Annotated in this window: 12 protein-coding genes; 5 read left to right on the top strand and 7 right to left on the bottom strand. The window is 68.4% G+C overall.

All coding sequences use genetic code 11. The features are described from left to right. Window positions 1-11 precede the first annotated feature (11 nt). Together D892_RS44825 and D892_RS0104145 are read right to left on the bottom strand one after the other, a co-directional pair. Window positions 12-251, bottom strand: a complete 240-nt coding sequence (locus D892_RS44825) for a YbdD/YjiX family protein (RefSeq protein ID WP_051498985.1) — start codon at window positions 249-251, stop codon at window positions 12-14. Next, window positions 248-2536, bottom strand: coding sequence for a carbon starvation CstA family protein (locus tag D892_RS0104145; RefSeq protein WP_024800034.1), 2289 nt, complete (start codon window positions 2534-2536; stop codon window positions 248-250). Before D892_RS0104145 ends, D892_RS44825 begins: the two co-directional genes overlap by 4 nt. A 501-nt stretch (window positions 2537-3037) precedes the next feature. Between D892_RS0104145 and D892_RS0104140 the strand changes: the two genes are divergently transcribed. The 3 genes from D892_RS0104140 (at window position 3038) to D892_RS0104130 (ending at window position 6370) form a co-directional block, all read left to right on the top strand. Beyond that, window positions 3038-4333 carry a sugar ABC transporter substrate-binding protein gene (locus D892_RS0104140; RefSeq protein ID WP_024800033.1) on the top strand — a complete coding sequence of 432 codons (1296 nt, stop codon included), beginning with the start codon at window positions 3038-3040 and terminating at the stop codon, window positions 4331-4333. Between the two features lie 316 nt (window positions 4334-4649). Beyond that, a complete protein-coding gene (locus D892_RS0104135; protein ID WP_369801809.1) occupies window positions 4650-5525 on the top strand; it encodes a carbohydrate ABC transporter permease in 876 nt (291 codons plus the stop codon). Window positions 5526-5569: 44 nt separating this feature from the next. Next, a complete protein-coding gene (locus D892_RS0104130) occupies window positions 5570-6370 on the top strand; it encodes a carbohydrate ABC transporter permease (protein ID WP_051499461.1) in 801 nt (266 codons plus the stop codon). Window positions 6371-6374: 4 nt separating this feature from the next. On the opposite strand, the gene D892_RS43440 is transcribed toward D892_RS0104130, so the two are convergent. The 5 genes from D892_RS43440 to D892_RS0104105 form a co-directional block, all read right to left on the bottom strand. After that, window positions 6375-8693 (bottom strand): tetratricopeptide repeat protein, encoded by a 2319-nt coding sequence (locus D892_RS43440; RefSeq protein WP_051498984.1) that lies wholly within the window; start codon window positions 8691-8693, stop codon window positions 6375-6377. A 190-nt stretch (window positions 8694-8883) separates the two neighbouring features. Further along, the gene (locus D892_RS0104120; RefSeq protein WP_024800030.1) at window positions 8884-9255 is read right to left on the bottom strand and encodes a hypothetical protein; all 372 of its coding nucleotides are present in this window, start codon (window positions 9253-9255) and stop codon (window positions 8884-8886) included. 33 nt (window positions 9256-9288) lie between these two features. Continuing rightward, on the bottom strand, window positions 9289-9699 hold the full coding sequence (locus D892_RS0104115) for a roadblock/LC7 domain-containing protein (protein WP_232235970.1): 411 nt from the start codon (window positions 9697-9699) through the stop codon (window positions 9289-9291). Window positions 9700-9750: 51 nt separating this feature from the next. Next, on the bottom strand, window positions 9751-10572 hold the full coding sequence (locus D892_RS0104110) for a hypothetical protein (RefSeq protein WP_024800028.1): 822 nt from the start codon (window positions 10570-10572) through the stop codon (window positions 9751-9753). Beyond that, window positions 10572-10988, bottom strand: a complete 417-nt coding sequence (locus D892_RS0104105) for a hypothetical protein (RefSeq protein ID WP_232235969.1) — start codon at window positions 10986-10988, stop codon at window positions 10572-10574. Before D892_RS0104105 ends, D892_RS0104110 begins: the two co-directional genes overlap by 1 nt. Before the next feature lie 708 nt (window positions 10989-11696). Here D892_RS0104105 and D892_RS0104100 point away from each other — a divergent pair. Next, window positions 11697-12479 carry a hypothetical protein gene (locus tag D892_RS0104100; protein ID WP_156959367.1) on the top strand — a complete coding sequence of 261 codons (783 nt, stop codon included), beginning with the start codon at window positions 11697-11699 and terminating at the stop codon, window positions 12477-12479. A 44-nt stretch (window positions 12480-12523) separates the two neighbouring features. After that, a complete protein-coding gene (locus tag D892_RS0104095) occupies window positions 12524-12961 on the top strand; it encodes a hypothetical protein (protein WP_024800025.1) in 438 nt (145 codons plus the stop codon). Window positions 12962-12977: the final 16 nt, after the last annotated feature.

Raw genomic sequence — 12977 nt, 5'->3', positions numbered from 1 at the left:
CGCGCCGCCGCTCAGCAGCAGCGGTTGGCGGGGTTGCGCGCGGCGGCGTCGTGGCGTTCGCGCCAGTACTCCCGCTCCGACGGGATCGGCCGGTCGGGGTGATTGCGGCGCAGATGCTCGACGAACCGCGCGTAGTCCTGGCCGCCCACGATCGCGTCCATATACCGGATCACGGCACGCGCGCCGCGCAGGACGGCCCGGACCGGACCGCCCCGCGCGTCGCGCGGTGTGTCGTCGCGGGGTTCGCTCACTCCGCCATCGCCGGCGCCGTGGGCGGACCGGCCCTGCCCGTCTTCGCGTGCTCGTCCCAATCCCGTTGCACCTCCTTCTCGGCCTTCGAGGTGAGGAACCCCTTGGGCCCGAAGAGCTTCGAGGGCGCCTCCGGCGATTCGGTGGTGGGCCCGCCGCCCTGGCGCAGGGCCCGGACGCACACGATCAGGCCGACCGCCGCCACGATCAGCACCAGTATGGCGAACACGATCGACAGCGTGCCCTGGATGAAGGTGTTGCGGACCACCTTGTCCATATCGTCCATGCTCTTCGCCGGTGCCAGGATCTTGCCCGCCGCACGCGCGTCGCTGTAGGCGTTGTGCTGGGTCCAGTAGCCGAGGTTCTTGTCGCCGGAGAAGATCTTCTGCCAGGACGCCGTCATGGTGACGACGAGATCCCAGATCAGCGGTAGCGCGGGAATCCAGGCCCACTTGACCAGGCCCTTCTTCACCACGATGACCAGCACGACGGTCAGCGCGACCGCCGCCAGCAACTGGTTGGCGATGCCGAACAGCGGATACAGCGTGTAGATGCCGCCCAGCGGGTCGGTGACGCCCATCAGCAGCACCGAACCCCACGCGGCGACCACGACCAGCGAGCACAGGAACACGCCGGGCCACCATGACGGATTCTTGAACTTGGCGGCCGGTCCGCCGAAGTTGCCGAGGGTGTCGGAGAGCATGAACCGCGCGACGCGGGTGCCGGCGTCGATCGTGGTGAGGATGAACAGCGCCTCGAACATGATCGCGAAGTGGTACCAGAACGACTTGAGCCCGGTGCCGCCGATGAAGTTGTGCATCACCTCGGACATGCCGACCGCCAGCGTGGGCGCGCCGCCGGTGCGCGAGACGACGCTGGTCTCGCCGACATCCTGCGCGGCCTGGTTCAGCTCGGCCGCGGTGATCGGATCGCCGCCCAGGCCGAGGCCGTTGACGTAGGTGGCGGCCTTCTCGGCGGTGCCGCCGGTGGCTCCCGCGCCCGCGTTCATCGCGAAGTACAGGTGCTGATCGAGGATGCTGGCGGCGATGATCGCCATCACCGCGACGAACGATTCCATCAGCATGCCGCCGTAGCCGATCATCCGCGCCTGTGCCTGCTTCGCCAGCAGCTTCGGCGTGGTGCCCGACGACACCAGCGCGTGGAATCCGGACAGCGCACCGCACGCGATGGTGATGAACAGGAACGGGAACAGGCTGCCGGCGAACGACGGGCCGCTGCTGTTGCCGGCGAACTGGGAGACCGCGGGCGCCTTCAGCACCGGCATGGTGACCACCACGCCGACCGCGAGCAGCACGATGGTGCCGACCTTCATGAAGGTCGACAGGTAGTCGCGCGGTGCCAGCAGCAGCCACACCGGCAGCACCGAGGCGATGAAGCCGTAGACGATCAGCAGCCACGCGATCGTGGTGCCCGAGAGCGTGAAAAGGTCGCGTCCCCAGCCGGATTCGGAGACCCAGCGGCCGGAGATGATGGCCAGCAGCAGCAGCGCGAATCCGACGATCGAGATCTCGCCGACCCGGCCCGGCCGCACGTAGCGCAGGTACAGGCCCATCAGCACGGCGATCGGGATGGTCATCGAGATCGAGAACACGCCCCACGGGCTGCCGCCGTGCAGCTGCCCGTCGGCGCCCTTGGTGGCGGCCAGCGCCTGCACCACGACGATGCCGAGCACGGCCAGCAGGATCACCATGATGACCAGCACCGCGATCAGCGCCGCCGCGCCGCCGACCACGCCCAGTTCGTCGCGGGCCATCTGGCCCAGGCTGCGGCCGCGGCGCTTCACCGACGCCCACAGCACCAGGTAGTCCTGAACCGCGCCGGCCAGCACGACCCCGACGACGATCCACAGCGTGCCGGGCAGATAGCCCATCTGCGCCGCGAGCACGGGCCCGACCAGCGGGCCGGCGCCGGCGATGGCGGCGAAGTGGTGGCCGAACAGGACCCGCCGGTCCATCGGCATGTAGTCCTTGCCGTTCTCCATCTCCTCGGCGGGCGTGGCGACCTGGTCGTCCGGCTTGGTGATCTTCCATTCGATCAGCCGCGCGTAGAACTGGTAGGCGATGATGTAGGTGCACACCGCCGCGATCACGATCCACACCGCGTTGACGTCCTCGCCACGGGCGATACCGAGCACGGCCCAGGCGAGCGCACCGACGAGGGCGACGACGAGGAAGATTCCCTTCTTCGCGGGGGTGATCGGGGTACGGTCCGCGACCCCCACGGGAGGTAGGTCGGGATCCGTCCGGAGGTATTCGATGGTCGCCATGCGAGCAACTCTCCCGTGCTGTATCGCTGGGTCTTGCGGAATCGGACACAACGTAGCCGAACCGATGTGTGCGTGAACACGACTCGGAGAAATCCGGTCGTGCCCGGGTGGGGTGACCCGGTCGGGTGGGCTGCCGGGCCCGTTGTTCGCGGTCCGGTAGGGCGGTTCGGCACGGGCGGGGTCGCCGCCCGGTATGTCCGCGTATCCGACTGTATGTTCGCATGCCGAGCTCACTGACCGCGTGGTCGGTATTCGCTTTCCCCCGGCGAGCGAATTTCCGGCGACCGGTGCCGTTCCCCGGACGGCGCCGGCGCCGGAGCGGGTCGGGCGAGGGCGTCGTATCCGTCCTCGCACGCGCGTGTCACTCCGTGCGGCGGCGGTCGATATCCGTAAGCTCCGATGCTGGTCAGCGGTCTGCTGCCGCGCCGGGTCCCGCCGTCGACCGGATGACCCGGGGTAGATCGGCCGCACCCGTGCCCGTCGTCGTGCAGAGGGAGGTTCGTGACACCGACCCGTCGCTCCGTGCTCCGGTCGGCCCTGGCGTTGCCGCTGGCCGGCGCCGCGGCCGGATGCGGGACCGAGGACGATGCGGTGACCTTCTTCTTCCAGGCCCGGCCCGAGGAGGCGCGGGCGCGGCTGCGGATCATCGACGAGTTCCGGCGGCGGCGTCCCGACATCCGCATCCGCACGATTCTCTCCGGCCCCGACCCGCTGCAGCAGATGCTCACCTACTGCGCCGGCGGCAAGTGCCCGGACGTGCTGATGTGCTGGGAACTGCTGTACGCGGGCCTGGCCGAACGCGGCGTGCTGCTGGACCTGCACACCCTGCTGGACCGCGAGCCGCGGTACGCGGCGGACCTCCGGCGTGACGGGTATCGGACGCTGTCCGACACGTTCACCTACCGGGGCGGCCGGTACGCGCTGCCCGAGCAGTGGTCCGGGGTCTTCCTCTACTACAACCGGAAACTGTTCGACCGGGCCGGAATTCGCCCGCCCGGGCGCTGGTGGGATGCCTGGACATTCGACGAATTCCTCGCCGCGGCACGGGAACTGACCAGCCGCGGCGGCCGGGAGCGGCAGTGGGGCTTCGTGGACGGGTGGGTGCCGTACTTTTCGGCGGGCTGCTTCGGGATGAACAACGGCGCCGAATGGTTCAGTCCGCCGATGGCGCCGTCCCGCACCACTATCGGCGATCCCCGGTTCACCGAGGGAGTGCAGTTCTACGCGGATCTCGCGCTGCGGCACGGGGTCGCGCCCGATGTCTCCGATCAGCAGTCGGTGTCGGCCTATGACCTGTTCTCCGGTGGCCGGGCCGCGATGCTGCTCGGCGGCCACTGGTTGTATTCGGAGTTCGCGGCCGGCGACGGGCTCGACTTCGACGTGACCGTGCTGCCCGTCGGACCGCACGGCGGACCGGGTGCCGTCACCGATGTCGGCTGCACCGGGCTGGGCATCGCCGCCGCCAGTCCGCGGCGCGAACAGGCCTGGGAATTCGTGAAATTCGCGACCGGGCCGGTGGGGCAGTCGATCATCGCGGAGTCGGGGCTGTTCGTGCCGGTGCTGCGGTCGGCCATGCACTCGCCGCAGTTCGCCGCCGCGCACCGTGCCGTCGGCAACCTCCAGGTGTTCACCGACGGGCCCGAACATTCCCGCCGGATCGCGGTCACACCGGCGTGGGGAAAGGTGGAAGCTCTGTTGTCCCGCAACTGCAATCGCGTGCTGCGCGGCGCGGCCCCGGCGGATTCGCTGGCGGGGACGGCCGCCGATATCGATGCGCTGTTGAGGACGCGGAGATGAGCGGCGGTCACGCCATCCGGTGCGGGAGGCAGGGTCCGGCCGCATCGATCGGAGAACCGTCCCGCCGGCCGGCGCGGGGTCGGTGCCTTGCAGGTACAGCTGTGCAATGTGGCCGCCCACGGCCTCGGCCGACGGGTTCGCGTGTGGTGCCCGGTTTTCGGCGAGCGGGGGAGGCGTGATGGCAGGCTTCCCGCCGAGTACCACGCTGGCGGACCGGCGGCTTCGCTCGGCCGTTTCCGGTCGCCGTGCGCCCGCGGAGCCGGGTGCCACTACCGGGCGCGATCGTGTCGGGCACGTGCGGCGTCGGCGTTCCGCGCTGGAGCGGAGGCGGATGCGGGCCGGGATGGCCTTCGTCGCACCGAATCTGGCGGCGGTGGGCGTGTTTCTCCTTTTTCCCCTGGCCTTTTCGCTGTATCTCAGTTTCCACTCGTGGGATCTGTTCGGGCCGATGCGATTCGCCGGGCTCGGGAACTACCGGCAGCTTCTCGACGATCCGCTGTTCTCCATCGCCCTGCGCAACACGGCGGTGTTCACGGTGCTGACGCTGGTTCCGACCGTCGTGATCAGCCTCGCGGTGGCCGCCGCGCTGAACCGGAAACTGCGGGGGATCGGGCTGTTTCGCACGCTGGCCTTCCTGCCACTGGTGGCCTCGACCGTGGCGATGGCCGTGGTGTGGCGGTTCCTGTTCACCACCGACGACGGTCTGGTGAATCTGATGCTGGGCCGGCTCGGGGCCGGGCCCGTGCCCTGGCTCAGCGATCCGTACTGGGCCCTGCCCGCGCTGACCGTCGTGACCGTGTGGAAGAGCGTGCCGTTCGCCTCCGTCATCCTGCTCGCCGCCATGCAGGGCATCCCCGAAAACCTGTACGAGGCGGCGCGCATCGACGGCGCCGGGCCGTGGCATCGATTCCGTTCCATCACACTGCCGTTGATCCGGGGCGCGCTGTCGTTCGTCTTCGTCGTCACCGTCATCAACTCGGTGCAGGCGTTCGATCAGGCCTATGCGCTCACCGACGGTAACGGCGGACCCGAGACCGGCACCTATGTGCTGGGAATCATGCTGTTCCAGAATGCCTTCCGGTTCTACGAGATCGGCTACGCCGCCGCCCTGGCCTGGGTGATGTTCGCATTGCTGCTGGTGCTCACCGTCATTCAGCTGTGGCTGTCGCGCCGGGACCCGGTGGAGTCGTGACCGCGCACGGGCAGCGCACGATTCTCCGCCGCACCGTGCGCGGAATGGTGATCTACGCCGTCCTGATCGCCATCTCCTGGTGCGCGGTCGGGCCGATCCTGTGGGCGCTCGGCGCCTCGCTGAAATCCGAAGGGACGGTCAGCGAGCCGAATCCGATACCGGCCGACCCGCGGTGGTCCAACTACGGCGAGGTGTTCGACCTGCTGCCGCTGGGCCGGATGCTGCTCAACACCGTCGGCTATGCCGCATGCATCACCGCCGGGCAGGTGTTCTTCTGCTCGCTCGCCGGATATGCCTTCGCGCGCCTGCGATTTCCGGGGCGCGAGCTGCTGTTCCTGGCTTATCTGGGCACGCTCATGGTGCCCCTGACGGTCACGGTGATACCGCAGTTCATCCTCATGCGGACCTTCGGCTGGGTGGACACGCCCTGGGCGATGATCGTGCCGAGCCTGTTCGGATCCGCCTTCGGCACCTACCTGATGCGCCAGTTCTTCCGCACGCTGCCCGACGAATTGGAGGAGGCGGCCGTACTCGACGGATGCGGCACCTGGCAGATGTACTGGCGGGTGCTGCTGCCGCACGCCCGGCCCGCGGTCCTGGTACTGGCCGTGCTCACCTGGATCGGGGTGTGGAACGATTTCCTGTGGCCGCTGGTGATGATTCAGCGCAACCAGATCGCCACGGTGACACTGGGTTTGGTGCGGCTGCAGGGGCAGTATCACACGCAGTGGCCGATCCTCATGGCCGCCGCGCTGATCGTGCTGGCTCCGCTGCTGGTCGTCTACGCGGTGGCACAGAAATCGTTCGTGCGGGGAATCGCGCAGTCGGGGTTCGGCGGCCGGTGAGGACTCACCGGCCGGTCTGCTGTGCGGCTCGATAGCTGACGGCCAGATATTCGCGTGTCTTCACCGTGTCGGGATCGTCGGGGCCGAGGACACGTTCGCGATCGGCGAGTGCGCGCGTGAACTCCTCGGCCGCCTCGTGGTAGCGGCCCGCCTCGAAGTACGAGCATGCCAGATTGTTGCGGGCCAGAATGGTGAGCCGATGGTCGGCGCCGAGCAGCCGCTGCCGGTCGGTGAGCACCCGCCGGTAGAGTTCGGCCGCCTCGGACCGCCGATCCAGCTGCTCGTAGGCCAGCGCCAGGCTGCTGCGGGCGCGCAGGGTCGTCGGATGGTCGTTGCCGAGCGCCCGTTCCGCCGTCACGACCGCTCGCTCGGAGAGTTCGGCCGCGTCGGTCGGGCGCCCGGCCTCCAGGTGATCTTCGGCGACACCCGTCATGGCCTCGATCGTGTCGGGATGTTCGGGGCCCAGTATCCGTTCGCGGATGGCCAGGCTGCGCCGGTCGAGATCCTCGGCTTCGGCGGTGCGGCCCTCGGCACGCAGTGCGAAGGCCAGGTTGTCGGAGGTGGCGAGGGTGTCCGGATGTTCGTGGCCGAGCACGCGTTCGCTGTCGGCGAGGGTGCGCCGGTACAGATCGATCGCCTCCGTCGTCCGGCCGGTCGCGCGGTACAGCATGGCCAGGTTGTGGCGGGCGGTGAGGGTGTTCCGATGCTCGGGGCCGTGGGTCTGCTCGCTGTCGGTCACGATGCGTTCGTACAGGTCGACGGCCTCGGCGAGGCGGCCGCCGCGGCGGTAGCACTGGGCCAGTGCGTTGCGCAGGTTGAGCGTGTCGACACCGTCGGGGTCCAGGGCGTACTCGCCGTCCGCGAGCACTCGCTCGTAGAGGTCGATGGCATCGTTCACGCGATCGGCGTCGAAGTAGGAGTGCGCGAGATCACCTGCGGCCGTGAGTGTCTCGTGGTGCAGCGGCCCGTGCTCCCGTTCCTTGTCCGCGACCGCGCGCTCGTGGTGGGCGATGACCTGGGCATGTTGCTCGGGGGTCGTGGGGTGGGTCGGCACGGCGGGCTCGGCCGCCGCCGTGCCTTCCGGTGTTGTGGACCGGTCGGCGTCGGCCGCCGCGGTATCTGTTGGTGTTGTGACCGCGGCGGAATCCGCCGGGGGCGCGGTCTCCGCGGAATCTCCTTGCCCGCGGGCCGATGCAGAGGAGGAACGGCGGTCCTGTGCCTCGGTGGCGGTGGCGGCGACCATCTCGGCCTCCGGTTCGGTGGCAGCCGGGGCGTTCGCGGATGTGCCGACTGCGGCCGGGAGCGCTCCCTCGGCGGGTGCGGTGTCTTGTGATGTTGTGGACTGGTCGGAGTCGGTTGGTGTGGTGTCTGCCGGTGGTGTGATCGGGTCGGTGTCGGTCGGTGTAGTGACCGTGGTGGCGTCGGCCGTGACGGAACCCGCCGGGGTCGCGGCGTTCGCGGAATCTCCTTGCGAGCCGGTGGACATGGCCGGTGTCGCGCCGTGCTCGTCCGCCAGTGCAGCGGCGTGCCGGCTGTCCCGCGCCTCGTCGGCGTCGGTGACCGTCTCGGCCTCCGGTTCGGTGACGATGCGAGCATTCGCGGATGGGGTGACCGCCGCCGGGAGTAAGCCCTCGGCGGGCACGGTCCCGGATTCTCGCTGCTCGTCGCCGGAGTCCGCGGCGACGAATTGCCCGAGGTCTGTTGTGGCAGTGGGCCGGTCATCGGCTGCCGGAGCGGTTGCGGGTGTGGTGATCTCGGCCCGATCTGTTCCTGCGTCGGCGGAGGTGTCCGTTCGTGTCGGGCCCTCGGCCACGCTGGTTCCCGCGACGGACTCCGGATGTTGTTCGTCGTCCGGCAGAAGGGGCGGCTGGTCGTCCGGAGGAGCGGGTGCGGTATCGGCGGCGGGGGTGGGCTCGATCGAGACGATGGTGGCCCTCGGTGTGCCGGTGGGAGAAGGTGTTTCGCCTTCGGCCGCCGGTTCCGCCGCGGTGGTCGCCGGGGTGAGGGCGAGTTTCACTGTGTGCGTGGCGGTCCCGTTCGGCAGCGGCGTGTTCGCCCCGACCACCCAGAACTGGGGCTCATCGGAGTCGGTGTCGATCAGCAGGTGGAAGGTCGCGTCGACGGCCGTCGGCGCGAATCTGGTGGAGCGATCGTACGGATTCTCGGCCCCGGGCGCCGACGCCAGGTCGACCGTACCCATCGATGCCAGCTGTGCCGACAACGCCGCGACGACATCAGGGAGCGGAACCGCTCCGTCGGGTCGTTTCCCCTTGTCCACCATGGTGATTCCCTCGAGAGCGCGCGAATACACCACCACCGCCACGGGTGGTTGCCAACCTTTCAATCATATCGGGTGTCACCGGGATACGGTGAACGGCATCCGTTTCGATTGCGCGGCAGGATATCCCGATCCGAGGTAAACCCCCATGTCGGACAAGCGTTCTCGCGAAACCGGACAACCGTGGGAGCGAACCGAGCGGGTTGTCCGGTATCGGGCGGGAAACGCGGCCGGGTCAGACCTCCAGGTCCTCCTCGATGGTCTTGAGCCGGTGCCGGGCCATCGCGAGATTCGCTCGGCTGCGGTCCATGGCGAGGTAGAGGAACAGCCCTTTGGACTTGCGGTCGGACATCGGCCGGATGATGTGATACTGACCACTCAGAGTGATGAGGATGTCCTCGATGTCCTCGTTGAGCTGGAGTTGCTCGATGGTGCGCATCTTGGCGCGCACCACCTCGGTATTGCCCGCCGCCGCGATCTGCAGGTCGAGTGCCTTGGAGCTGCCGAGCATTCCGAGCGCCATGCCGCTGTTGTAGTCGACGACGGCGGCGCCCACCGCGCCGTCGATCCCCATCATGTTCTTCAGCGCCAGATCCATATTGGACATGTTCGTTCCTTTCATCGGTGTTCGGTGCCTCGTTCACCCGAGGCCCTGGGTCGTCGCCGTGAGCTGTTCGGCGATCGTGTGAGCGACCGGCCGCGACTCCAGATGGAGCCGGCCGACGTTCACCTCCGGACCGGCCAGTACCGTCAGCGCCGTCCGTCCCGCCGCGTAGATCACGACGTACCCGTCCGTCCCGTGCACCACGACCTCGCGGAATCCGCCGCCGTGCACGGTGGTGACGAGCCGATACGACAGCGCCAGCTGGGAGGCGGTCAGGGCGGCCACCCCCGTCGGCTCGATGTCTGCGGGCAGGAGGTGCGCGACGAGCATCCCGTCGCCGGAGGCCACCAGCACACCGGTCAGTTCCGGTATCCGGGCGCGTAACGCCCGCAACTCGGCCAGCACCGCCGTATTCGATTGCGGCCCGGACATTTCCACCTTGGTCATCGCCACCTTGGTCAACCTTCCATCGGATAGCCGATCGGCTTCTTCGCACGGTTACGCCAGCTCTTGCAGGGCCGCCCGCAGCCGGATGAGCACGTCCCGGTCGATCGGTTCCCAGCGGTCCTGCTCGGGCGCCGGCTCGGCCGTCGGCACCCGGCGCCGCAGCGGCGCGAGCTTGGGCGCGGGAGGCTCGTCCGCCGGCCGCTCGCGCACCGGCCCGGAAACCACGACCGGAACGGGTGGTTCGACCGAGACGGGCAGCTCGAGCAGTCCGGCCGCGGTGAGGTCGCGCACCGCGACCAGGCAGCCATAGGTGGTCCGGCCGAGGTCGTGCGCGATTCCGGTGACGTTTCGCCGGGCGTTCGCCGCGGCCAGCACCTCGATCTGGCCGGCGGTCAGCACCATCCGGCGCCGGCGGACCCGGCGCACGGGCACGACCGGAAACCTGTCGACCCACATCGCCGGCCACGGACCGGCCGCCGGATCGCCGCGGCGCTGCACCTCGTGGACGAGCGCGCCGGGCGTGATGCGACAGATCGGGGCGAGCCAGTGCGGCGGGGCGGGCCGGAACTTGGCCTCGGCCGGCGTCGACAGCAGGAAATACGCGGCGTCGAATACCGACAGCAGCGCCAGGACCTCGAGCCGGGGACGCCTCAGAAGATTCCCGGGATCGCCGGATTCGGCTCTGCGCCAGTCCTGTTCGGTGGCCGTGCCGGATTCCACGACGAGCCTGTCCAGCCCGGTCGTGCGGCGGCAGGTCGCGAAGACCACGGTGCCCTCGGCGAGGTGGAAGGCGCCGTCGCCGACGCGCAGCACGCCGGTGCGCTTCTCTTTTTCCAGTTGGCGCAGGACGATGGCGAGTTCGACAACGGCCATTACCTACCCTGCCCTGTCAGCTCGGAGAGGATGCCCTGGAGCCGGAATCGCGCCATGGCCAGATTGCCCGTGTCGTCGTCGAACAGCACGTGGACGAACAGCCGGCCCTCGAAGTCGCCGCTCACCAGATTCAGTAGGTGGTACCCGCGCGGCCCGCACACCACGATCTCGGTGATGTCGTCGCCGTCGTGTCCGGTGGCCAGGGCCGGACAGGCGAGGACCGCACGGACCACATCGGTGGTGGTCGCGGCGTCCTCGTGCTCGTCCAGCAGTTCGTGTCGGCCGGCCGCGGCGATGGCGAGACCGGTCGCGCCGTCCACCAGTGTCACGCCGCGCGCACCCGGAATACCGATGATGCGCTCCAAACAGCTGTCGATACCGAACACCGCGCCACCGATTGTCAGATTGTGTTTCAAGAATCCAGACGCTACACATCACCGGCGCTGGTTGTACAGAAGAAGTAGAGCTAATTATTGGCAATCAAAATAATCGTGGAATGTAGATGAACTGGACCTGACGGTATCCACTGCTGGCGAGTGTCCTCCGGGTGGCGCGGGGGCGTTGTTTCGGTGGATCCGACGCTGTGGAAATACGTAGCGGTCGGTAGTTTCCGAGTGTTTGCCGAGGTGTGTGCCCACCGAGTCGGTGTGCGGTGCCGGCTGCCGGGCGTTGTCCGGTTGTAACTCGACCGAATGGTTCGGACTCGTTCCCGGTGTCCCTGGTAAATACCGCTTGAACTGGTTGTGCGCTGGTAGTTCGGGGTCCGCGATCAGGAGTTCGAGCGAACGACGGGCGGGTTAGTGACGCCGCCTGCGGTAATTTTGCGGAGATGGTTGCTCTAAAAGTCGAGACCTGACAGGATGTCTCGCATGTGGTGATCGGCCCCGCCGGACGTTGCGGCCGGAGTCGATCACCTGACGACTAATTCCAGGGATCATCTCTTGCGACAGTTATGCGAGTTGAACCGACTATTACCCGACTCCGGTTGCTATCCGGCAAATTGCTGATTCGGTGGCCGGAGTTTAGTTTTCACGGCGCTCGATCCGGTGGCTTACCGACGCCGGATCGGGATTCGTGCTGTGTCTGCGCTCTTGTTCATTTTCTCCATTCGCGGAGTTCCCACCATGACGACCGGTTCTTTCGCTGGCTCGACCCGGGTGCCGGCCCTGGGCCGGCGAGCGGCCCAGGAGGTGGCCCAGGAGCTGGCAGGGGCGTTCGCCGCGACACGAACCGGATATCTGCACGTCTCCGGTGACCCGGGCGGTCGGCTGCGGGTCGTGCGCGGCCGGGTCCTCGCGATCACCACCGTGGGCGCTCCGGCGCTTTCCGACCTGCTGGCACGTCCCGGGCGGGCGTTGCCCGGTGACGCGGAACGGCGGGCGCTGGCGGTGATGGCGGCGCTGGATGCCTCGTTCGCGATCGCGTCCGGCTGGATCGACGGCAGCTACTGGAGCACGGAGATCGACCTGGATCCGGCGGGGCGCGACAGCGTCCGGCCACGCGAGTTCGCCGGCGTCGAGGCGGATCAACTGATCGCGGAGACCGAGCGGCGGCTGCGGGCGCTGGCCAACAGCCGGATATCCCCGCATCGAAACCGCCTGGCCCGCACCGAATACGGCGACTCGATGCTCCGCGACTGCCCGGCCGGACCGCGGCAGGAGATCTTGGCGCAGGTGGACGGGCGGCATCGGTGCCGCGATCTCGCGTTCGTGCTGGGACACGGCCTGTATCCGGTCACCGTCGAGGTGTCCCGGTTGCTGGCCGAGCATGCGCTCGTGGTGCCGTCCGGCCGCACCGCCGCTGCCGCACCCAAGGCCCCGCTACCCCGTCGGCGTCGTGATGCCAGCGGGATCAACGAACTGTATCCGCCTCCCGCCGAAGAACGTTCGGACAACGACCCGCAGTGAACGTCAACCAGAACCGCCGAACGGCGGCCTGCAGAAAGGATCCGATGAACACACCGAGTAATACCGGCCCGGGCAATATGACCGATCGAATTGCCCTACTGGTCAAGATGTTGCGATCCGAGGTGCCGGATTGCGTAGCCTCCGGCGCGATCGACATGTCCACCGGGATGCTGCTGGCGGTGCAGACCGTGGACAACCATCCCGCCGAGGTTCTGGACCTGCTCGCGGCGGCGACGCTGGAACTGTTCCAGGGCCGCAATGTGGTGATGATCGAGGAGATCTGGAAGGAACGCCGGGGCGTGCGCAGCGATGCGCACTACTTCCAGGAAATCCTGGTCAACAGCGAGAATCTGGCCCACCTGTTCCTCCGTGCCGACGGCCGCGACGACATCGTGGTGGTCGTCGTCTGCCGCAAGTCGGTGAACGTGGGGATGCTGCTGGCACAGACCAGACGAGTCGTCCGGGATGCCGCACGACCGTGAGGAACCCGAGCGCGGG

This window comes from Nocardia sp. BMG51109 (assembly GCF_000526215.1).
Classification (GTDB): domain Bacteria; phylum Actinomycetota; class Actinomycetes; order Mycobacteriales; family Mycobacteriaceae; genus Nocardia.
The sequence above is the reverse complement of the archived record's forward strand: the minus strand, read 5'-3'. Positions and strand labels throughout refer to the sequence as shown.